The following is a 19,621-nucleotide window of genomic DNA, read 5'->3' on the forward strand; positions in this document are numbered from 1 at the left end:
CGTTAGAGGATGCCCCGGTCACGCATCCCCTCCTTGACGAAGAAGACCCGGCCATCGCTGCCGAAGGACGCGCCGGCGATCCGCGTGGTCGACTTGTTCGCCGGGTGCGGCGGCCTGACCTTGGGGGTCCGACAGGCTGCTGCCGCAGCACGGCTGCGAGTCGAAGTGCCGTTGGCGATCGATTTCGAACCCGCGGCCGTCTCCGTGTACCGGAAAAACTTCCCCGACGCGCACGTCGTCGAAGGCGCTGTCGAAGAGACGTTCGACGGTGCCCTCGGGGCGCCGCTGACAGCGACGGAGTCGGCGCTGCGCCGAGAGGTGCAGCAGACGCATCTGCTGATGGGAGGACCGCCCTGTCAGGGGCACAGCAACCTCAACAACAAGACTCGACGCCGGGACCCGAAGAACGTCCTCTACGCGCGAATGGGCCGCGCGGCTGAGGTACTCACCCCGAATTTCGTGCTCATCGAGAACGTACCCTCCGTACGGTTCGACACGGACCAGGTCGTCCAGACCACCGTCGGCCATCTCGAGCAGATCGGCTACCGCGTCGAGACCGCGACGATCGCGCTGCACCCCCTCGGCGTCGCGCAGACCCGTCGGCGGCACGTCGTACTCGCCTCACGGGTACCGGATGTCGACCCGGCGGAGCTGCTCGCAGCGCTCGTCGACCGTGAGCCCGATGGACGGCACGATCTGCGGTGGGCGATCGGCGACCTCGCGACGCTGGCGCAGCGTGTCGGCTACGACGTCGCGCCCACCCCCTCGGACGAGAACCTGGCACGCATGCGGTACCTCCTCGACGCGGATGTGTATGACCTGCCGAATGACCGCCGCCCTATCTGCCATCAGGACAAGCACAGCTACAAGTCGATGTACGGGCGGCTGTCCTGGGATGAACCGGCTCAGACGATCACCAGCGGCTTCGGCAGTATCGGGCAGGGACGGTACATGCATCCGGACCAGCCTCGGGCGCTGACCGCACATGAGGCCGCCCGCATCCAGGGCTTCCCCGACTACTTCAGTTTCGACACCGTGTCCCGCCGTTCGGATATCGCGACCATGATCGGTAACGCGGTGCCGCCGGCGTTGACCCGCGAGCTCGTCGCCGAGCTCATTCCCGGATTCGACATCGCCATGCCGAAGGCCGACGACCCGGCTGCGGAGTCCGACGCCCTGGGAGGCGGTCAGATGTCGAACGAATCAGCGGTGCCGATTCACTGACTGGCGAGGCCAAGGCCGCACCGGCCACGCATGTTGGGCGTGCATGCGGCGACCGGACACCGACGCCGCCGGAACCGTGCTGCGGCCCTCGCGGCGAGGTGTTCAGGAGAGACGGTGTGCTGCCCGATCATCGAGTCAGGGAGACACGACCCGATGATCGAGCCACGTCAGTAGTCCCGCAGCGGAGTGGACGACCGCCGTACCGTAATGGTCGTCGAGATGTGCGGCTCGGGCGAGGGACGCCCAATGCTTGTCTGCCCATACCGCGTCACAGACCGGGACCGCCTGCGCCAACGCGAGCACGTCAGCTCGATCGTGTTGACGGAACCGGTAGGTGCCGTTCCGGTGCGCAAGGAACAGCAACACGGTGAACACCGCGAGGCTCGGGGTGCCGTTGAGCACGCCGATCATCTCCGGTATCGACCGCCGACCGTTCGAGAGCTCTTGCGTCCCCCGGTCCGAGGTGTGGTCCGCCACTGCTTCGAACGTCTGCGCGACCAGCGCCCGGTACAACGTCGTCGGACCGGACTCGTCTGCAGCCCTGCGGCGCAGCATCTCCTGCCATTCGGCGAACCCGTCGCCGAGTCGGTGCTCGGGTCTGAGGTCGATCCCGTCGAAGTCGAACGCGCCGCTGAAACCCGCGAGGTTCCACCATTCCCAATGCTGAGGGTCGACTCTTGCACGGACCGCGAGGAGATCATCTGAGGGTGCGAGCTCTGCACCCTCATCGTCGTCTTCGGACGCGATGCGTTCGACGATACGCAACCTCCCGAGGGGACTCGAGAACGCGTGGTCGACCCCGATCCCGAGAGCCGAAGGCACCTCGCGGGTGAGACCGAGCGACCGGCTGAGGTCTGCAGCCGCGAGCCGGTGGACGGGAGCGAGGGACACATATCCGGTCAATTCCGCCATCACCGCGGCGAGATCAGAACGGCTCGAAGCCGCTGCCCGATGCCACAACTCAAGGTAGTTGAGACTTCCCAACGCGATGTGCAGCGACCCATCGGCCTTTGCCGCACGCAACGCGTCGAGCACGACGACGAAGGAGGGTTCCTTGCCGGAGGCCGCACGGGCCAGCCGCACCCACGCGGATTGGTCCAGGTACAGCACCGCACGTCCGCTCAGATTCTGAGCGGATTCGATCCGTGGTGGTCCATCGATACCCATGGACCCATCCTCCGCCGATCCCACCGTCGGGCGCACGTTCCTCCGCACGGCAGACAGTGCCCGTCCGCGCCGTTGGCAGATTCCAGGTCCGCGCGATGCGCTCCCGTGTCGCCCGTGCTGCGGCGAGTTTTGCGGACGACGAGCCTTCTGCAGGCGGACGTGCGGCGTGAATCGCTGACGGGGGCTCCAGAAGGAAAGCCACCCATCCCTTCCTCGCAGCCGCCCGACGAGAGTGGAGCGTCGAGGCGCCAAAGCCCGCCTCGATGGCGCACTCGATCACGTCGACCTCTGAGGCACACTCGATGAGCGGAAGGCGGGCTCGCCGCCGAGGCCGGCGCAATGGGACACGTGCGGGGTCGCGTGAGCACCCCTGGTGTGCTGTTGGGCCTGCCCGGGCCGACACGCCGCCGGCGCGGACACGGTGCTACGCCCCACGAACTCGCCGCGGTAGAATGCGGTTAGACATCCGGCCCAGCACCGGACGGCTTGTCAGGGAGCCGCAGTGTCGCAGGGTCCTGGCATAGTGAGGGCAATAGGATCGCGCTGACAGCGCAGGCCGCTGGACGAGAAGGAGTGTCATGACGCTACTAGCCGCAGAAGGTGTTCAGAAGCTCGTCGACGTTCGTCGAGCCGAGCAGTCAGCGCTCGATCAAGCACAGCAGCGGGCTATCGACGTAGTCGGCCGCACCGATCAGGGGATTCTCGAGGGGGACCTCGTTCGGGCGCTCATGACGGAGCTGCGGGTGACGAAGTCTGTCGCTTCCTCGGCGACCGACTACCTGCGGGCCATCGGCGTCGTCCAGAAAGACTGGGTCACCGGGTTTCTAACGCACACCGCCCACTGAAGCAGCAGTGATGGCAGCGGGGGAGCCGACCGTGGGCCCGATGCGGGACCGGAACGCACGACAGCACGACAAAGACGAGCGTGCAGCCGAACTTTGGCGAACTCCGGCGCAAACAGACGCCGATCGAGTATGGTATTCACCCGAATTCCGTCGACTAGAGGGTGTGACCCAGGTGGTCCCGCCCCAAGAAGACTACGTTTTCCACGACAGGCTCACACATAGCGTCAAAGTTGCACAGGTCGCAGCCACCCTCGCTCGCTTCGCCCTCTGGCAAGCGAAGTATGACGAACCGACGCGGATGGACCTCGATGGTCTGAAAATCGAGGAGTGGATAGATCCGGATTACTGCTACGTGGCGGGGCTAGCTCACGACATCGGCCACCCTCCATTCGGTCACGCCGGAGAGTCTGCACTGCAGATTCTCACTGAGGAAGTCGGCGGCAAGACAAAGGAGCGGTCGTTCGAGGGGAACGCCCAGTCCACTCGAATCGTCGCCAATCTGAGCTTTCGGAAACCCCAACACGATGGCTTGAATCTCACTCTTCGGTCGCTGGCTGCTATCGCCAAGTATCCCTGGGAGCGCGGAGGGCATCCGCGTCACATCGACAAGCTGAAGAAAAAGTGGAGCTTCTACCCTGAAGAGCGAGAGGTCCTCGACGCCCTAGAAAGCGCGGGCTTCGTACGCACTGTCAGCGGCAAAACACCCGCGGATGCTGCGGGGGAGCCAGTCGTTGAGGCGGTGTATCGGTGGCCTGAGGCGGAGATCATGGACTGGGCGGACGACATCTCGTACGCGGTCCACGACCTCGAGGACTTTTACCGTTCGGGGAGGATTCCCCTCCATCGCCTTACGACTGCGCTTTCAGCCGCACCTAAAGTCTTTGCGGACACGGACGGCTGGTTGACGACGTCGTTCGACTTCGCCGGCGACGACGAAGAGGTCAAGGGCGCGCTCCGCTTCGCGCGCGGAAAAATGTTGAAGATCCTCGACGAGGATGGACAATCGCTCGCGGCGCGCGTTCCCGCGGCGTTCGCACAGTTGAATGCGGTCATCGTCAATAAGATGCCGACGAACAGATTCGACGGATCGCGAAGCGCGCACATCGACCTCCAAAAGTTCGCTTCGGAAACGATCTCCTACCTCAGCTCCCGCACGAGCGTGAAAGCGATCGATGTCGAGGGGGATCCACGTGTCATGTTCCGAGTTGACGCCGAAGCGCGGCTCGTGGCCGAGTTCTTCAAGGCAATCAACCATTACTACGTGATTGAGTCCTCGGCCCTAGCGACGATGCAGTTCGGGCAGACGAGCGGCCTGCGCCGGACCGTCGATGCCCTCCTGAAGATGGCCGTAGCTTGGCTGGACGACGGTGGGAGCCAGCGCACGCTCCCCGCTCGCCTCGGAGAGTACCTAAAGGCGAGCGCGGAGACGTTGCAGGGTATGGACGAAACGGAGCAACGCGGCGCGATCACAGTGGCGATTGTCGACTACCTGTGCGGGCTTCGTGATCTGCAGGCAACAATCCTCGACTCACGTCTGTCGGGCGACCGAAGCTCGCTGACGTTCTCCGGCTCGTGGCTTGACGCCTGACCTAACGCCAGTCACTCGAGCCCGTCATGGAGCGAGCGCGAGCGGGCCCTGCGGCGGCGTGGTCTAGTCTTGCTTGGCCTCCGCGCCAGGTGGCTTGCACTGTCCCGCCGAACAAGCGGAGGGTCGCCGTGTAGCCGACGAATGCTAGGCAGCCCGACGCGCAGCCAGTCGAGAGTGGGCTGCGAAGGACGGCTGCTACGGCTCAAGAAGTGGCAGCGTCCACGCCGTCAGCGGAGACCTTCCCAGCCTCGGACGCCGACACTGACACGACGAACGGCCCGCAACTCCGGATGAGGTTGCGGGCCGTTCGCTGTCGCAGGAGTTCGTAGGTGGCTGCTCAGGCATGCCTGAGCCTGCCGCGCCGTTCCGCTGCGCGTGAAGTGCGCGGGCCGGGGCGGAAGCGGTTCGCTACCGCAGAGCTGTCTCAGTCGCGGTCCCTACCGACTTCAAGGTGGACGGGATCGGCTTGGTGATGGACGAGCCGCTGAGCTTTCGCACCTGACCGCTTTCGACCTCGAGCCGACCAGTGGGGCCCGCGACGGTGTGGAAGACGCCGGGGATTGAGGCGACACACTTTGATGACGTGGTCCAGTTGGTGTGCGACCTAGTTGGCGTGACGTGGCGGATCCGCGGGGTGGCGTTCTACGTGTTGAACCGGTCTTGGTCGGGGGTGGCGCTCGGAGTCGTGACGGGTCGGTGGGACGGCAGCGCCGAGTACATCGCTTGAGCTGACCCGGTCGGACCTCCTCCGAGGTTCACCGCACGACGGAACGACGAAATTCGTGGACGGCGCGTCTCGGTCGTTTGGAAACATACGGCTGCGCCGTGCTTTGGAACCTGACATCTACTCAATACGATGGGAGTATGCCAACACCAACACCAACAGCGACGCCGACGCCGACGATCACCCCGCCGGTAAGCGTGGATCCGACCACCCTCACGACACCAATCCCAGTCGAGCTCATCTCGCACGCGCAGTGGTTTGATGCTTTCGTCAGCCCACTGGGGGCGCTGATCGGTGCAGCGCTCGGCGGTCTGATCGCCTTCATCAGTGTCCGGGCGAGCGACAACCGGAAGCGCGTCGCAGACGACCAACGCCGGTGGGATGAGCGTGTACTCGACATCTATCTTGAGGTGGACAACGCGACCGCTGCCTTCTACGAATCTCGGTCGTTCAACACCGGCGACGGGAAACATTTCACCGACCATGAGCCGAAGATGAGCGCCGCCTACAATCTGATCAAGTCGAAAAAGCCAATCTTACAGGTCGTCGCTGCCGGTTGCGTGCCCGCTCTAGAAGCTTTGATGCTCGCGGGTGAAGAGGCAATCGACGACGCTCGCCGCAATAAGCCAATGCAACGCGGGCCCTTCGACGCTGCGCACATGAACTTCCGATCGGCGGTGCAACGGCAGCTGCGCATCTCGTTGCACCTGGAGGGCGCATCGCCGACGGAAGAACAGGCCACCGAAGCTGGCTAGGAGTATGCCACGGAGGACCCCTGGACGCACGAAGGCGTGATCGAATTCGCACTGTCTGCGAGGCGTTCGACCAACAGTGCCCGGACTATGCAGATATGGTCTGCCAGGCACGGTCGAGTCCTTCTGACCCGAGCGCATTGAGATACCTCAGATCGGGTCGAAGGAGCCTGCTCTGGCGCGGCGGATTGCTTTCGCCCCTGCGGTGCGCTTCTTGCATCCACATGGGCGCGACCCGAGGCCTACTTCTTGCGGTTACGTCCGTGCCAGGTTGCCTGCACTTTGCCTCCGAAGAGTCGAAGAGTCACTGATGCGGGCGGCTGGCGGTTCAATCCGTCGCTGGCACGGGTCAGTTCACGGAGCGCATCATGATGTTCGTCCAGCAGGTGGACCATCTCGAGTCGTGCATCGGCAGCGTCCCGCCGTCGCGTTTCAACACCGATCGCGGAGCTGAGCAGGAGCAGGCCGACCCATTGCACTAGCGCGAACACGAATACGCAGAACTCTGCGTACTCGCTCCCTGGCGCTGAAGACACGCCGAAAGTTACCCCGCGAACGAACACCGCCGCCGCCGAGTACACGCCCTGCAGGATCCGAAGGGTGACGACAGGTGGACGGCCCTGTTTCTGCTGACGTCTCAGGCGCGAATCGATCCGTCGTTCCACTCCTATCGCGATCATCGGCAGGAGCACGGCTATGGTCACTAACAGCGTCATCCCGAACTGGTCCCCTGGGGACTTCGGGGCCACATCAGTCGAGGACGCCCTCGCGCAGCTGAACGAGATCACGCCGCCGAACATCCAAAAGATGACACCGGAGAGTATGTTCACGCGGGCAAACTGAGGCACTCCGTGGGGTCGACACTCACACTTCTCCTATCGGACGGCACCGACACTCCGGAAGGCATCCGACGAACTACGGCTCACATTCGGCGCTCGGCATTTGGGCTGCCTGAACCGTCCGTCAGGACGGGGGATCTTGCCCAGGGACAGAACTTTCGGCACCTGCTGGCTTCGCGATACTCCGAAGCAGTTCAGCCCCGGTGTCGGTCAACCGATACTCCTCATCAGCCTCGACACTGGTGTCCTCAAGCTCGTCCTGTATGTCGGCCGTCGCTCGGCGGACCGTTGCATCCTCAAGACGCCATTCCTGGTTGTGGACTATGAGTCCGAAGCTTGCGAGGTCTATCGCGGATGTTCGCACCTGCGAGGAGGGCAGCTGAGGCTCCCTGGCGTTCACCCGCTTCTCCACCCTGCTTGGCGACACCGACGTGAACCGTCCCGACGTCGTCGTGCCCAGGGCACGGATAGCCGCGAGTACACGCACGTGGTGGTCATCAAGCCGGTCGACGAGTCGCAGGGTCACTTCCGGATCGACGCACTCGTCACTGGCGCCGGCGACAAGTGCCCGACGAAGGCGGCGGCGCCGCACCTCCGATGCCGTCTCTTGCGAGCGGCGAACCGCGAACTGCAGCCCTGCGAGGAACGCCTCCGACGTCAGCGCACCCTCAACGTCGCCGATGCGACCGGCCGCGATCGCCTGTTCCAACTCAGTCCGGATAGCATGGATGTCCCGCTCGAAACGGCGCATTTGAGCGGAGCCGGCGAAGAAGGACACCCCCGCTTGCAGAAGCGGTCCGACAATCGGAACAGCTCCCGCCGTGATCGCGGCCAGGGACGTCGCGACGTCCTCGACGGAATCCTTCCAGCGATCGTCCATCACCGAAGTCTAGAGATCACCCACGCGCCGCACATCGGCTTAGGCTCAAGCGCCCGACAACGTCCGAGGGCAAGCTAACGTCGGAGGCATGAGCGACAGTGCGTCCCCTGGCTTGGATCCGACGACGCAGCTGCTCTTGACGATCTTCGGGGCGGCGTTCCTGACCGCCCTGGCTGGATTCGCCGGTGCCTGGTTGCAGGGCCGGCGAGAGCATCGTCGATGGCTGCGGCAGGAACGGCTCGGCGCCTACCTGACTTTTCTGCGGTTCGTCCATCGCCAGTGGAGCGCCGCCGATGACCTCGAGCGGACGCAAGCTCGGTCCCTGCAATTCCATGCTGATCTGACCCAAGTCCGCGAGCAGATCGCAGCGGCGTCGGACGACGCGGCACGAGCAGCCCTCATCACCGAGCAGGAGCGGCTAGATACCGTTCACACCGACCTGCTCGTCGAAGTCGAACGGCTACAAGCGGAGATGGGCATGCAACTCAAGGAGGTCATCGACGCCGGTGCGGCCTGCTTCCTCCTCGGTCCGCGCTCGGTCGTCGACAACGCCCACCGCGTCGCCGAAGGAATGATGTTCGGCAGTGAGGCGATGGCACGCCGGATCGAAACGATGGAGACGGCCATGCGGCGGGCACTCAACATCAAAGTGTGACCCTGAAACTTTGACGCTCGGCACGGGCACAAGTCGCCCGACGAGCACAAACACCGGCGTTCATTTCCCCCAAAATGCGCCTCTGAGACGTTAAGGCTCGGTCTGGACGCAGCCCAAGGCGCGGCATACGCAACCCAACCCAGATGAGTCGGGATGCTCGCAGGCGCTCGAACGTGGCCCTGAACAGGACTTTCCTAACCGGGGGGAATCCCGCCACCTCCCGGGGGGAACCCGGGTTCAGGCGCCCGGGCAGCCCCAACAGCTGCAAGGCATGCAGGGAAAACGCAAAGAGCCCGCCAACGCAAAGAGCCCCAGATCCCCGTCACAACGGGGATCTGGGGCTCTTTCGCTCTGTCCCGGGAAGGTGTGAGCAACCGCAACTTCCGGGCCGTTACTCGGTGGCCGTCGTCTTCCTCGACGAAGGTGACACCCGACTCCGTTGCGGTCGTGGGCTCCGGAACTTGCGATAGGTGGCACTATGCGTTGGTTTGAGTCCCACCCTTTGAAGTGACCTGATGCTGCGTCTGTCTGCGGATATCGACGACGTCGATCGCTCCGGCGGTGTTCGGTCGAGTGCCCGCGGCTCCTAGGCTCGACGCATGGGGATGCACAGGGACCAACGACTCGCCGTGATCATCGGGAGCGCCACGGCGGTGCTCGTCGGTGGCGGGCTGGTCATCGCAGTGGCTCTCGGCCTGATCGGCTCGTAGCCTGAGCAGCGAGCACGAGGAGGGGTGATGGCGCAGACGGCAGAACCGCCGGCGGCCGCGGATGGTCATCAGCAGCTCGGCTCGAGGCACAAGAACGGCGATCGTCGCTTCGGTGTCGCGGGGCTCATGGCAGGTGTGTACGCCGGCCGAGGAACGCCGATGCTGTCGAGCCTGTACCACTCGACGGTCACCGAGCACATCGGATCAGTCCGCGTCGGCGACGAGCTCCACGTCGAGTGGCGAGGGACCCACTGGTGGGCGTCGTCGGACGAAGGCGCCGTCGGCCGGCTCTCCTGGTCGAAGGGGCTTCGCGAGCAGACGGCGTACGCACCGGACGGGCCCAGCCCCTACGACTTCGACGACGGGACGCTGTACGTGCAGCACGTCACGGTGAACGCCGCCGGCGAGGTCGTCGACTGCGGCGGGTACGTCGTTCCGGACAACTACGAGCCGTCGGACTGGCCGATGACGCCGATCCCGGACCCTGCGGAGCGCGAGCTGACCATCACGATCGGCGCGCCGGCGCCCATGACTCGGCCCGTGCCGGCGGCGGGGGAGTCACCACCCCAGGCGAGTAGCGAGACCACTACGCGCTCCGGCTGGCTTCGGCGGCTGCGCGGGCGCGGCTGAGAGGGAGATCAACCGATGACGACGTACACACCGCGAGAGCTGGCAGCCGAGCTCGGCTACACGAACGAGTCTCGTCCGGGGCGGGCCGTGCGGGCCTACCTGCGGGAGCGTTACCCGGAGCACACCGGATTCTGGGTGCTCGACGAGGCGCAGGCCGACGACGTGCGCGCGAACGTGCCCCGCGCGTCGTGACGTGCGTCAGCCGCTGCGACGGTGCAGATCTCGCCCGTCCGAGGGCTTCACGGCGCGGCATTCGGACACGTCATCGGAAGCCGACGAAGGTATCCACTTCGCTGGTGCTGCGCGTCCAGGACCGATAGACAAGGAGCTCCGGGGAACGAAGGAGTTGCCGATGCTGGTTCAGGTTTGTGGTCTTCCCGGCGCAGGGAAGTCGACGCTGTCTGCTGCGATCGCGGAGCTGACGCCTTCACTGACGCTTCGCGTTGATGCGATCGAGGGCGCGATGTGGAAGTACCAGATTCCGCCCGAGCAGTCCGGGATCACCGCCTACTCGATCATGCACGCCATCGCGGTGCCGAATCTGCTTCGCGGACAGGTGGTCATCGCCGACGCGGTGAGTGGTGTCGAACCCGCTCGGGCTGGATGGGCGTCGACAGCGGAAGCCGCCGGGGTTCCGCTGCGCGTGATCGAGGTCGTGTGTGCGGACGTCAACGAGCACCGTCGCCGGGTGGAGCAGCGTGCGAACGACCTGCCCGGGTTCATCTTGCCGACGTGGGACGAGGTACAGCGGGCCGCCGACGAGTACGAGCCCCGCACGGACGATCGACTCGTCATCGACAGCACCCGCCCGCTTGAAGAGACGGTGCGCCGGGCCCTCGACTACCTCGAGCTCCACGTCCGGTAACGGACAGTTCGACGGTCCGGCAGGAGTGACGGGTGCGCGGCTACTTCCTCTCGTACCTGCTCCAGGAGCGCGCGAGCGCCGCCTGACCCGGTCGCGCCGTTGTGAACAGGAGCAGAGCAAACCCGACGAAGATGACGAGAACCGCCGCCAGACGGTCGAACCTGCCGGCCGAGTGGGCCATCAACACGAAGCCGATGATGATGACCAGCAGCCCCAGCGTCATGAGTACAACGCGTCGAGGGGTCACGAGTGCGAACCCATCGTCGCCGTACCCGGAGGCGTCCGTGGTGAGCAACAGCAGCGAGTACGGCAGCGGTTCACGCACCTGCCACTTCCGGTTCACGGGCCTGCGCCACGCTTCTGCTCTGTGTCACCGAATCGTGTGACCACGCCCCGAGTGGAGAGAACGCCATGCGCCGGTTCCAGATCGCTGTTCCCAGACGTCGGGCCCGCACGGTGCTGGGGGTCCTGGCGGTCGCGTGCGCTGTGTCCTTGATCGCTCCGGCGGGAGCGTCCGCGGCGACATCGCGGACCGCGCCGCGTCCAGGGGCCTACGGGTACTTCGTCGACACCTACAAGACGAACACCCCTGCTGCCACGACGCCGGAGACGAACGCTGCGACCGGGGTGCTGTCGCAGTTCGGCACCCTGTGGCGCCCGGGATCGTCGTGGGACAACGGGGTCGCAACCAGTGCCGCAGCGCAGCGGATCCTGGACTCGAACATCGCGCAGGCAGCGCGGACCACACAGACCCGCACGGATGCGCAGGGGCACGAGGCGTACCTGATCGACCGACGGAACCAGAGCTACTCGGCCATCGCGGGGTTCGGTGACCTGTCCGACGCGGTGCGGACCGCGACGAACGCCGGTACCACGATCCCCGACGAGATCCCGGCGGATGCCACGACGAAGCAGTACGTCGACCAGGGCAACGCGAAGGGCTCGTGGGCGGACACCGATTCGGAACTCGGCGACGTCGTCCAGCTGGTGAACACGCTGCGGGGCGACTACTCCTCTGCCAGCAACGCGAAGAAGTACTACCAGTACCCGCGGCCGTACCGGCAGAGCCAGGACGTCAAGGTGCTGCCGCAGCTCGTCCCCGAGAAGTCCCCGACGCCCGCCACCGACGGCGGGTTCCCCAGCGGACACACCAACGCCGGCTACCTGGCCTCCCTGGCGTTCGCGTACGCGTACCCGGAGAAGTACACCGAGCTCCTCGCCAACGGCTCGGAGATCGGCAACAGTCGGATCGTCGCGGGGATGCACTCACCGCTCGACGTCATGGGTGGGCGGGTCCTGGCGACTGCGCTGGCAGCGGCCATCCTGGACGACCCGGCCAACACGCAGCTCGAGCAGCAGGCGCACCAGCAGGCGGAGAAGGTGCTCACCGCCGCCAGCCCGAGCGCCGTCGATCGCTACGCGGACTACGCGTCGGACAAGAAGGACTACCGCGGGCGTCTGACGTACGGGTTCACGCGGACCGGCACGAAGACGATCCCCGCCACGGTGCCGAAGGGTGCTGAAGCGCTCCTGCGGACCCGCCTGCCGTACCTCAGCGACGACCAGATCCGAGAGGTGCTCCGGACGACCGCGCTGCCGTCGGGCTACCCCCTGCTGGACGACGCGGAAGGGTGGGGGCGACTCGACCTCTTCTCGGCAGCGTCCGGCTACGGAGCGTTCGACAGCGCGGTGACCGTCTCGATGGACGCCGCCGAGAAGGGCCTGGACGCCGCCGACACCTGGCGCAACAACATCGGCGGGAACGGGTCACTGACCAAGCGGGGGACCGGCACCCTCGCCCTCGCCGGCTCGAACCGCTACACCGGCGGCACCGTCGTCCGCGGTGGGACGCTGATCGCGGACTCCGCTGCTGCCCTGGGCAAGGGGTCGGTGACCACTGTCTCCGGCACGCTCGCCGAGGCCAGCAAGAGGGTGATCCGCATCGGCGGCAACCTGACGCAGCGCTCGCACGCCGCACTGTCGCTGAGCGTCTCCGGGCCCCGTCCCTCCCTGCGCGTCGAGGGCACCGCGTCGTTCGGCGGAACGCTGCGGGTGCACGTCGCCAAGGGCACGGCCGTGGCGAACGACGTGGTCCTGATCACGGCGGACCGGATCGCGAAGGGTTCGAGCTTCAGCCGGGTCCGCGTCGCCGGCCTGCCCGCCGGGTACGAGCCCGTGGTGGAGCGCCACGGCAACGAACTGCACCTCGTCAACGCCAACGCGACGAAGCACGGCCACGGGCACAGCCGGGGCCACGGCGCCGCCTGAAGCGGAGCGCGTCAGGTCGGCTCCGAGTGCGGCCAGCAGGGCGGACTGTGCTCAGGCCGCCCCGTCACCGAGGCCGAGCAGCAGCTTCCGGAGGAGCCCGGCCAGCTGCTGCTCCTCGTCGCTGCTCAGCGTGCCGAGCAGCTCTCGTTCGTTCTCGACGTGCCGGGCAAGCGCCGCGTCCACCACCGTCAGGCCGTGATCGGTCAACGTGACGAGCACACTTCGTCGGTTCGAGGGGTCGGTCTCCCGCGTGACGTAGCCCTTCGCGACGAGCCGGTTCAAGCGGTTCGTGACGGCGCCCGAGGTCACCATCGTGGCGGCGAGCATCTGCCCGACGGTCAGCCGATGTGGTGATCCCGAACGTCGGAGGGTCGCGAGCAGGTCGAACTCACCCGGCAGCAGGTCGTGCTCAGCGAGGACGGCACCGACCCTCCGGTCGAGGATCGCTTCGGCGCGCCCGATGCGCCCGATCACCGCCATCGCACGAACGTCGAGGTCCGGTCGTTCCCGGCCCCACTGGGCCACGACTCGATCGACGGCATCCTCCATCAGAGCACTCCTTCACGCTGAACTGTTTGACGCGAGCCTATCGGGGCCATAATGTCTCAACGTTGAGAAGTTCAGCATGAAGGAAACGAGGCTCCGGTGACCGATCGCTCGCTGTCCACGTCGGCGGCGGCCGGCCTCACGCTCAGCGCGGCAGTGGCACCGATCGTGTGGGGGTCGACCTACGTGGTCACCACCGAGCTCCTGCCCGCCGATCACCCGATGACGGCGAGTGTCCTCCGTGCGCTCCCGGCCGGCCTGCTGCTGCTCGCGCTCCGGCCGGGAGTCCCACCGCGGGGCTGGCGCCTCCGGACGTTCGTGCTCGGCATGCTCAACATCGGGTGCTTCTTCCCGATGCTGTTCGTCGCGGCCGACCGGCTGCCGGGTGGCTTGGCGGCCATCGTCGGTGCGCTCCAGCCGCTCGTCGTCGTGGCCCTCACCCTGGCGCTGCGGTGGGGGCGGCCCGCGATCACCCACGTGGTGTGGGGAGTCGTGGCCCTGGTGGGCGTCGCGCTCGTCTCCCTCAGCGGAGGTGCCGTGTTCGACGTGCTCGGGCTCGCGGCGGCGGCACTCGGCACGGTGTCCATGGCGCTGGGGCTCCTGCTCACTCGTCGGTGGGGCACCCCGGAGGGCACACACCCCCTGACCTCGACCGCGTGGCAACTCATTGTCGGGGGCGTGGTGATCGCCCCGCTCATCCCGATCGTCGACAGCGGGCCGTGGCAGCCGACCGCCGCTGGGTACGCGGGGTACGCCTGGCTCACGCTGGTCGGTGGTGCCCTGGCCTACAGCGTCTGGTTCCGAGGCGCACGGGCGCTGCCGTCGGCCCGGATCGCGTTGTTGGGCGTCCTCAGCCCGTTGACCGCTGCGGTGCTCGGGTGGGTCGTCCTCGGCCAGGCGCTGTCGCCGCTGCAGATCGTCGGCTTCGTCGTCGCGCTCCTCGGTTCCCTGGGTGGGCAGCTCGGACGAGCGGTGTCTCGGGGGCCTTCCTCCGAGCCGCTCAGCCGTAGATCGAGTCCGGGATCTCCGGGCAGGCGGTGACGAGCTCGTAGTACTGGGACTGCGGCAGATCGACCGACCGGTACGGCGACCACGCCCCGTCGCTGTCGACGAACTCCTGCTCGCTCGGCCCACGCTCCACCGAGATGCCGTGGTCCTGCAGGCACTTCGTGAGCTCGCCCGTGGAGTAGCGGTAGAGCCACTCCAGCTGGGACTCGTTGAAGGCCGTTCGGTACTTCGCGGCCATGGGGTACTCGACACCGCACGTGTACTCGGCGACCGCGAACGGCTCGGACTGTTCCGCCGGCACCTGTCCGGAGACGAGGCTCGCGTCGGGCATCGCCTTCGCCTGCGGGAACCCCGCGGCGCTCATGCAGCGTTCCTGCGTCGGGGCCCAGTCGGCGTGCGAGACGGTCCGGACGCGGTCGACCACCGGCCGCTCGAGCCCCGGATGGTGGGACGCGACCAGCTGCCATGCCTGATCGGCACTCGCGTCGAGGATGGTCTCGGCTCGCACTGCGCTCAGCGCATCGGGCTCCGGTCCGGAGGCAGCCCCAGGCGTGGCACATGCGGACAATCCGGTGACCACTGCGATGCAGACCACGCCCGCCGCTGCGGTGAGGAGCTGATGGTTTCGTCGTCGCAAGTGTCCCCCTGGAGCTGCGATCGTCAGAACTGCCGGTTCGCCACATCCGCCCGGTGCGACACCGCCAGTATGTCCCGCAGCCGCGCGGCGGGCAATGGTGCTCCCTGATCCGCCAGGTAGTCCGCCGCGAATCCCTCGGCACTCGCCGCGTAGATCCCCGTGTACGCCCCGGACTCCGGCTCGAAGCGCCACGAGTCGGCCAGGGTGCCGGCGTCCACGGTGTCGAACCCGAGCAGCTGCACGAGGTCGGCGACCACGGCCTTGGCCTGCTCGTCGTCGCCCGCGATCGGCAGTGCGGTGCGGGGCGCGGAGCCGGCGAGGTTCGGGATGTGGTGCGCGACGATGTTGTTGAACGCCTTGACGATCCGCGTGCCGGGCAGGAGCGTCTGCTCGTACTCCGCCGTGGTCGTCGCGAGGCTGTCGAGCTGCTCGATCCTGCCGTCGCGACCGGGGTAGTAGTTGCCCGTCGACAGCACGGTCCGCCCGGCGAAGGCGTCGAGGTCGGGGGCGAGTGCCGGGTAGGCGGTGAGCGGGATCGCGAGGACGGGCACGTCGCCGAACTCGACGGCCTGTCGCACGGTGCCGGCCTGGGCGTGCGGGCCGAGCTCGGCGACGAGGTCCTGCAGCGACTCGGGGCCGCGCGAGTTCGCGATGAGGACGTCGAGGTCGGCGGCGACGGCCAGGCGTGCGATCGCGGTGCCGATGGCTCCGCTGCCGATGATGCCGATGCGGTTCATGTGGTGCCCTTTCAAGGAGGTGGACGTCAAGGGAGGACCGGGGCTTCCCAGCCCCGCCGCGACAGGGCGGAGAGCGCGGCGGACGACGAGTCGTCGGCCATCGCGGCACCCCGGACCCAGCTGGTCGCCAGCGCGGCGAGGAACAGGTCCCGCGCGCGGACGTCGGCACGCGCACGACCGGAACGCTGCGCGGCGCGGAGGAACTCGTCCGTGGTGGTGATGAACCCCTGGCACGTCAGGGCGAGCGGCGACGAGTCGGACGACGCGGCGGCACGGAGCGGTTCGGGCAGTCCGTCGAACGTGCCGGCCCACTCGGTGACCGCGTCGAGCCAGCCGTGCAGGGCGTCGCCGGTGTCCACGGAGCCGTCGCGCAGTGCTTCGCGACGGGCCACCAGGTGCTCGTCGCGCGCGGCGAGGAGCTCGGCGAGCAGGGCCTCGCGCGTGGGGAAGTGCCGGTACAGGGTGCCGGCGCCGACGCCGGCCTGCTTGGCGATCGCGTCGAGCGAGCCGGTCACGCCGTGCTCGGCGAACGCGCGCTCCGCGACCCGCAGGATGTGGTCCCGGTTCCGCAGCGCGTCAGCACGCGGCGCGCGCCCGGCGGGAGCGGTCTGCTCGGGCATGGCGGGCCTCCAGGCTGTGGTGTCGAGTACCGGAGAGGCTCTCCGGAATCACCACAGTACAGGAGACCCTCTCCGTTTCGACGCTGCAGCGCGACGCCCGGGCGTCAGGACTCCTCGGCAGCCTCCGCCGCGTCCGCCAGGTCCGACCGCGTGTTCGCGTGGATCGGCTCGCTGTGCCCGAAGGTCTTCGCGGCGGCGCGCAGCCGCCCGACGAACTCCCCGTTGTCCATCTCGAGTTCGTCCTCTTCCGCGTCCTCGATGACGATCTCGCTCGACGGCCCGATGAGGATCTTCGTGGTGGTCATCGTCCCGTCGTCGGCGACGGCGGGCACGTCGACGGTGTCCGCTCGGTCCCCGCCTGCGAGAGCCGCGGCGTACTCGATCACGGCGTCGGCGACGTCGTCACCGACCAGGATCGTGGTGGCGTCGTAGTGGATGTGCTTCATCGCGTACTCCTTCCCGGACCCATACAAACGCGCGGCGCGGGAACCGGCTTCAGGATGACCGCTGCACGCGGTGGTCCGGGGCCGGGGACTCCAGGGCGTTCCACACGTCGCCCCAGATCAGCTCGAAGTCGACGGGGCGGATGCGGTCGGCCCGGAGCGCCTGCTCCAGGATCGACAGCGCGTCCAGGGAGCCGGTGAGCAGGCGTTCGTCGCCGTGGACCTCGCGGCGGCCGTCGCCCAGGAACGTCGTCACGGTGACGGACCGCACCCGCGGTCGCAATGTGCGGGTGGCGCGGGCGAGGACCGCGAAGCCGCCGCCGTAGAGGAGCAGCGCGGTGGTCGTGCCGACGGCGGGGACCGAGACGGCGAGCACCAGGGTGGCGAGGGCGACGACCGCCCCGACGGCCGGCCAGACGTGCCAGGCACGCAGCAGCAGGCGCTCGCCGGTGGTCGTGCCGGGCGGGAACACGACGAGGGTCCGCGAGCTCCACAGCGTCCGCCCGACGGGTCGGATCGTGTACCGGCCCCACAGGTGGGTGCCGTCGAGCAGCCGGGTGCGGACCGGCAGCGCCGTGGTCATCGATCGACCGGCGCGAGTTCCGTGCGCACCGGCGCGAGTTCCGCCCGGACCGGCGCGAGTTCCGCCCGGACCGGCTCGATGACGTCGCGGTGCCGGACGGTCGCCAGGCACGGGAAGCAGACCAGGTCGCCTTCGCGGACGTCGGCGGGCAACGGAGCCGGGAGGCGGTGGAACGGACCGTCGGCCTGACCGTCACAGCGGGTGACGACGTACATCGGGGAGAGGGGAGCGGTGCTCCGGCGTCCGATCAGGCGCACCTGGTCGAGCACGGCACAGGTCGGCAGGACCGCGTCCAGTTCCAGGAGCACCACCCCGGTGCGCGGTCGCCGCACGCGGGTGACCGACGCGACGGCGACGCTCACGTCCCGGGGTGCCCAGCCGCGCGGGCGGTACCGGGGCGGGGACTGCTCGGCGGTGTGCACGGTCGGGGTGCCGGTGAGGTCGGCGAGCCGGACCATCGAGATCGCCGAGACCAGCAGGTCGTCGGTGGTCGCGACGGTGTGAGCCGGCCAGAGGAACGGGTCCATCGGATCGGGGAGCGACGCGCGGAGCGTCGGCATGATCGCAGTCAGTGTCACGACCACACGCTCTCGCGGGCTCGAGCAGCGCGGAAGGCCTCCTGACGGAACCCCTACGGCCGGAGGCGGAGTCCTGACGGAGCGCTCACCGGCGGGTGGCCGAGCGGAGTGCCGCGGTCCACCCGAGGGAGATCACGCCGGCGCCGATCAGGGTCTTCACCACACCACCGAGGACGAACGGGTACAGCCCGTACTGCAGGGTCTGCTGCAGGTCGAGGCCGAGTGCCACCGCGAGCCAGGCCATCCCGGCGACGAAGCCGACGATGTACCCGCCAGAGGGGCCGACGAGCACGCCGACCCCGGCCGAACCGTCCGCGAAGACCGGCAGCCCGACGACGCCGAGCAGTGCGTAGACGAGCATCGACAGGGCACCGCGACGGGCACCGAGGGCACTGCCGACGAGCAGCACGGCCAGGGTCTGCCCGGTGATCGGGACGGGCCAGATCGGCACGGACACCTGCGCGGCACCGGCGGTCAGCAGCGCGCCGCCGAGGACCAGGGCGGTGCTGACGACGGCGGTGCGGGGGAGCAGGGCGTCGGCGAGCGGACGGTGTGCGGCGGGGGTGATCGTGGTCATGGTGACTCCTTGCAGAGGGGAGAGGGAGGGTCAGACCGCGACGGTGGCCAGCAGGGACTCGGCGTCGCGCCGGGCCTCGGCCACGGCGGCGGTGTCGAGGCCGCAGGCGCGCAGGCAGGTCGCGACGAGGGCGTCGCGATCGGCGTCCTGCACGGGGCCGGACCGGCGGAGCTGGATGACGGTCTCGGTGATCTGGATGAGCACCGCACCGAGGCGCGACGGCGAGACACCGGCGGCGACGTCCGGGGCGGCAGCGCGCGAGCCGAGGCGCCCGTAGGCCTCCTGCAGTTCGACGCGCTCGGCCCGGAACCCGTCGTAGCGCTCGCCCTGCACCTCGGGCAGCAGGTAGAGCGTGCCGATGTTGTGCGGCGTGCGGGCGAGGGTGTCCACGTCGGCGACGACCAGCGCGGCGAGGGCCCCGGCTGCAGAGGCCGACTCCGGCACGAGCTGCTCGAGGCCGCGGACCAGCTCGAGGCTCGGGCGCACCGAGGTCGTGAGCAGCTCGACGAGCATGTCGTCCTTGCCGGCGAAGTGGTAGTACAGCGAGGCCTGCCGGATCCCGACCCGTTCGGCGATCGCCCGGGTCGAGGTCGCGCTGATGCCGTTCTCGACGAACAGCGCGGCGGCGGCGTCGAGGATCTGGTCGCGCGGGCTCAGCGCGGAGTCGGCGTTCGGCACGACCCGCGGTCGGCCGGGGCGCACGGGCCGGTCGTCGGGGGACATGCCCCCATCCTGACAGCCGGTG

23 protein-coding genes are annotated in these 19,621 nt (G+C 67.9%); 10 read left to right on the forward strand and 13 right to left on the reverse strand.

The features are described from left to right. The first annotated feature begins 33 nt into the window (after positions 1–33). Complete coding sequence (locus DEJ01_RS09905; protein ID WP_181438410.1) at positions 34–1,224, forward strand: DNA cytosine methyltransferase; 1,191 nt, start codon at positions 34–36, stop codon at positions 1,222–1,224. Positions 1,225–1,359: 135 nt separating this feature from the next. On the opposite strand, the gene DEJ01_RS09910 is transcribed toward DEJ01_RS09905, so the two are convergent. Further along, on the reverse strand, positions 1,360–2,391 hold the full coding sequence (locus tag DEJ01_RS09910) for a hypothetical protein (RefSeq protein WP_146247587.1): 1,032 nt from the start codon (positions 2,389–2,391) through the stop codon (positions 1,360–1,362). Positions 2,392–2,969: 578 nt separating this feature from the next. On the opposite strand from DEJ01_RS09910, the gene DEJ01_RS09915 reads away from it, so the two are divergent. The 3 genes from DEJ01_RS09915 to DEJ01_RS09930 all read left to right on the forward strand — a co-directional run bounded on the left by DEJ01_RS09915 (position 2,970) and on the right by DEJ01_RS09930 (position 6,303). Then, positions 2,970–3,236: a hypothetical protein gene (locus DEJ01_RS09915; RefSeq protein WP_111092864.1), complete on the forward strand. Its 267-nt coding sequence runs from the start codon at positions 2,970–2,972 to the stop codon at positions 3,234–3,236. A 40-nt stretch (positions 3,237–3,276) separates the two neighbouring features. Further along, complete coding sequence (gene dgt, locus DEJ01_RS09920) at positions 3,277–4,824, forward strand: dGTP triphosphohydrolase (RefSeq protein ID WP_181438411.1); 1,548 nt, start codon at positions 3,277–3,279, stop codon at positions 4,822–4,824. An 864-nt stretch (positions 4,825–5,688) separates the two neighbouring features. Next, the gene (locus DEJ01_RS09930; RefSeq protein ID WP_146247589.1) at positions 5,689–6,303 is read left to right on the forward strand and encodes a hypothetical protein; all 615 of its coding nucleotides are present in this window, start codon (positions 5,689–5,691) and stop codon (positions 6,301–6,303) included. A 239-nt stretch (positions 6,304–6,542) separates the two neighbouring features. Here DEJ01_RS09930 and DEJ01_RS17915 read toward each other — a convergent pair whose 3' ends face one another. Both DEJ01_RS17915 and DEJ01_RS09935 read right to left on the reverse strand, forming a co-directional pair. Further along, a complete protein-coding gene (locus tag DEJ01_RS17915; RefSeq protein WP_146247590.1) occupies positions 6,543–7,130 on the reverse strand; it encodes a hypothetical protein in 588 nt (195 codons plus the stop codon). 133 nt (positions 7,131–7,263) lie between these two features. Then, on the reverse strand, positions 7,264–8,019 hold the full coding sequence (locus tag DEJ01_RS09935) for a hypothetical protein (protein ID WP_111092868.1): 756 nt from the start codon (positions 8,017–8,019) through the stop codon (positions 7,264–7,266). A gap of 88 nt (positions 8,020–8,107) precedes the next feature. On the opposite strand from DEJ01_RS09935, the gene DEJ01_RS09940 reads away from it, so the two are divergent. The 4 genes from DEJ01_RS09940 (at position 8,108) to DEJ01_RS09950 (ending at position 10,879) form a co-directional block, all read left to right on the forward strand. Beyond that, positions 8,108–8,674, forward strand: a complete 567-nt coding sequence (locus tag DEJ01_RS09940; protein WP_111092869.1) for a hypothetical protein — start codon at positions 8,108–8,110, stop codon at positions 8,672–8,674. A 737-nt stretch (positions 8,675–9,411) separates the two neighbouring features. Next, the gene (locus DEJ01_RS09945; RefSeq protein ID WP_146247591.1) at positions 9,412–10,014 is read left to right on the forward strand and encodes a hypothetical protein; all 603 of its coding nucleotides are present in this window, start codon (positions 9,412–9,414) and stop codon (positions 10,012–10,014) included. 15 nt (positions 10,015–10,029) lie between these two features. Continuing rightward, on the forward strand, positions 10,030–10,206 hold the full coding sequence (locus DEJ01_RS18145; RefSeq protein ID WP_159557109.1) for a hypothetical protein: 177 nt from the start codon (positions 10,030–10,032) through the stop codon (positions 10,204–10,206). 160 nt (positions 10,207–10,366) lie between these two features. Beyond that, positions 10,367–10,879, forward strand: a complete 513-nt coding sequence (locus DEJ01_RS09950; protein ID WP_111092871.1) for an ATP-binding protein — start codon at positions 10,367–10,369, stop codon at positions 10,877–10,879. A 40-nt stretch (positions 10,880–10,919) separates the two neighbouring features. Here the strand turns inward: DEJ01_RS09950 and DEJ01_RS09955 are convergent, their stop codons facing one another. Then, positions 10,920–11,222 carry a hypothetical protein gene (locus DEJ01_RS09955; RefSeq protein WP_111092872.1) on the reverse strand — a complete coding sequence of 101 codons (303 nt, stop codon included), beginning with the start codon at positions 11,220–11,222 and terminating at the stop codon, positions 10,920–10,922. 143 nt (positions 11,223–11,365) lie between these two features. On the opposite strand from DEJ01_RS09955, the gene DEJ01_RS18525 reads away from it, so the two are divergent. After that, entirely contained in the window at positions 11,366–13,147 is a 1,782-nt protein-coding gene (locus DEJ01_RS18525; protein WP_309147060.1) for a phosphatase PAP2 family protein, read from the forward strand. A 51-nt stretch (positions 13,148–13,198) separates the two neighbouring features. Here DEJ01_RS18525 and DEJ01_RS09965 read toward each other — a convergent pair whose 3' ends face one another. Beyond that, entirely contained in the window at positions 13,199–13,696 is a 498-nt protein-coding gene (locus DEJ01_RS09965; RefSeq protein ID WP_111092873.1) for a MarR family winged helix-turn-helix transcriptional regulator, read from the reverse strand. A 96-nt stretch (positions 13,697–13,792) separates the two neighbouring features. Here DEJ01_RS09965 and DEJ01_RS09970 point away from each other — a divergent pair, with 96 nt between their 5' ends. Continuing rightward, positions 13,793–14,734, forward strand: coding sequence for an EamA family transporter (locus DEJ01_RS09970; protein ID WP_111092874.1), 942 nt, complete (start codon positions 13,793–13,795; stop codon positions 14,732–14,734). Here the strand turns inward: DEJ01_RS09970 and DEJ01_RS09975 are convergent. The 8 genes from DEJ01_RS09975 to DEJ01_RS10010 all read right to left on the reverse strand — a co-directional run bounded on the left by DEJ01_RS09975 (position 14,694) and on the right by DEJ01_RS10010 (position 19,599). After that, positions 14,694–15,209 carry a hypothetical protein gene (locus DEJ01_RS09975; protein ID WP_111092875.1) on the reverse strand — a complete coding sequence of 172 codons (516 nt, stop codon included), beginning with the start codon at positions 15,207–15,209 and terminating at the stop codon, positions 14,694–14,696. The two genes, DEJ01_RS09970 and DEJ01_RS09975, sit on opposite strands and share 41 nt — an antisense overlap. A 152-nt stretch (positions 15,210–15,361) precedes the next feature. Next, positions 15,362–16,075 (reverse strand): NADPH-dependent F420 reductase, encoded by a 714-nt coding sequence (locus DEJ01_RS09980; RefSeq protein WP_111092876.1) that lies wholly within the window; start codon positions 16,073–16,075, stop codon positions 15,362–15,364. A gap of 26 nt (positions 16,076–16,101) precedes the next feature. After that, positions 16,102–16,695 carry a TetR/AcrR family transcriptional regulator gene (locus DEJ01_RS09985; protein WP_111092877.1) on the reverse strand — a complete coding sequence of 198 codons (594 nt, stop codon included), beginning with the start codon at positions 16,693–16,695 and terminating at the stop codon, positions 16,102–16,104. 104 nt (positions 16,696–16,799) lie between these two features. Beyond that, positions 16,800–17,141, reverse strand: a complete 342-nt coding sequence (locus tag DEJ01_RS09990; RefSeq protein WP_071404752.1) for a hypothetical protein — start codon at positions 17,139–17,141, stop codon at positions 16,800–16,802. A 49-nt stretch (positions 17,142–17,190) separates the two neighbouring features. Then, positions 17,191–17,721, reverse strand: a complete 531-nt coding sequence (locus tag DEJ01_RS09995; RefSeq protein WP_111092878.1) for a DUF6611 family protein — start codon at positions 17,719–17,721, stop codon at positions 17,191–17,193. Next, a complete protein-coding gene (locus DEJ01_RS10000; RefSeq protein WP_146247592.1) occupies positions 17,718–18,299 on the reverse strand; it encodes a hypothetical protein in 582 nt (193 codons plus the stop codon). The genes DEJ01_RS09995 and DEJ01_RS10000 overlap by 4 nt, the downstream gene beginning before the upstream one ends. 85 nt (positions 18,300–18,384) lie before the next feature. Beyond that, positions 18,385–18,876, reverse strand: coding sequence for a biotin transporter BioY (locus DEJ01_RS10005; protein WP_111092880.1), 492 nt, complete (start codon positions 18,874–18,876; stop codon positions 18,385–18,387). 30 nt (positions 18,877–18,906) lie between these two features. Continuing rightward, positions 18,907–19,599 carry a TetR/AcrR family transcriptional regulator gene (locus DEJ01_RS10010; protein WP_111092881.1) on the reverse strand — a complete coding sequence of 231 codons (693 nt, stop codon included), beginning with the start codon at positions 19,597–19,599 and terminating at the stop codon, positions 18,907–18,909. Between the last annotated feature and the right edge of the window lie 22 nt (positions 19,600–19,621).

The organism is Curtobacterium sp. MCLR17_040 (assembly GCF_003234735.1).
GTDB lineage: Bacteria > Actinomycetota > Actinomycetes > Actinomycetales > Microbacteriaceae > Curtobacterium > Curtobacterium flaccumfaciens.

Excerpts from the sequence above, each read along its gene's own strand:
- DEJ01_RS09910 (WP_146247587.1), bottom strand. The coding sequence starts at position 2,391 with ATGGGTATCGATGGACCACCACGGATCGAATCCGCTCAGAATCTGAGC.
- DEJ01_RS09915 (WP_111092864.1), top strand. The coding sequence starts at position 2,970 with ATGACGCTACTAGCCGCAGAAGGTGTTCAGAAGCTCGTCGACGTTCGT.
- dgt (WP_181438411.1), top strand. The coding sequence starts at position 3,277 with ATGCGGGACCGGAACGCACGACAGCACGACAAAGACGAGCGTGCAGCC.
- DEJ01_RS09930 (WP_146247589.1), top strand. The coding sequence starts at position 5,689 with ATGCCAACACCAACACCAACAGCGACGCCGACGCCGACGATCACCCCG.
- DEJ01_RS09935 (WP_111092868.1), bottom strand. The coding sequence starts at position 8,019 with ATGGACGATCGCTGGAAGGATTCCGTCGAGGACGTCGCGACGTCCCTG.
- DEJ01_RS09940 (WP_111092869.1), top strand. The coding sequence starts at position 8,108 with ATGAGCGACAGTGCGTCCCCTGGCTTGGATCCGACGACGCAGCTGCTC.
- DEJ01_RS09945 (WP_146247591.1), top strand. The coding sequence starts at position 9,412 with ATGGCGCAGACGGCAGAACCGCCGGCGGCCGCGGATGGTCATCAGCAG.
- DEJ01_RS18145 (WP_159557109.1), top strand. The coding sequence starts at position 10,030 with ATGACGACGTACACACCGCGAGAGCTGGCAGCCGAGCTCGGCTACACG.
- DEJ01_RS09950 (WP_111092871.1), top strand. The coding sequence starts at position 10,367 with ATGCTGGTTCAGGTTTGTGGTCTTCCCGGCGCAGGGAAGTCGACGCTG.
- DEJ01_RS09965 (WP_111092873.1), bottom strand. The coding sequence starts at position 13,696 with ATGGAGGATGCCGTCGATCGAGTCGTGGCCCAGTGGGGCCGGGAACGA.
- DEJ01_RS09980 (WP_111092876.1), bottom strand. The coding sequence starts at position 16,075 with ATGAACCGCATCGGCATCATCGGCAGCGGAGCCATCGGCACCGCGATC.
- DEJ01_RS09985 (WP_111092877.1), bottom strand. The coding sequence starts at position 16,695 with ATGCCCGAGCAGACCGCTCCCGCCGGGCGCGCGCCGCGTGCTGACGCG.
- DEJ01_RS09990 (WP_071404752.1), bottom strand. The coding sequence starts at position 17,141 with ATGAAGCACATCCACTACGACGCCACCACGATCCTGGTCGGTGACGAC.
- DEJ01_RS09995 (WP_111092878.1), bottom strand. The coding sequence starts at position 17,721 with ATGACCACGGCGCTGCCGGTCCGCACCCGGCTGCTCGACGGCACCCAC.
- DEJ01_RS10005 (WP_111092880.1), bottom strand. The coding sequence starts at position 18,876 with ATGACCACGATCACCCCCGCCGCACACCGTCCGCTCGCCGACGCCCTG.
- DEJ01_RS10010 (WP_111092881.1), bottom strand. The coding sequence starts at position 19,599 with ATGTCCCCCGACGACCGGCCCGTGCGCCCCGGCCGACCGCGGGTCGTG.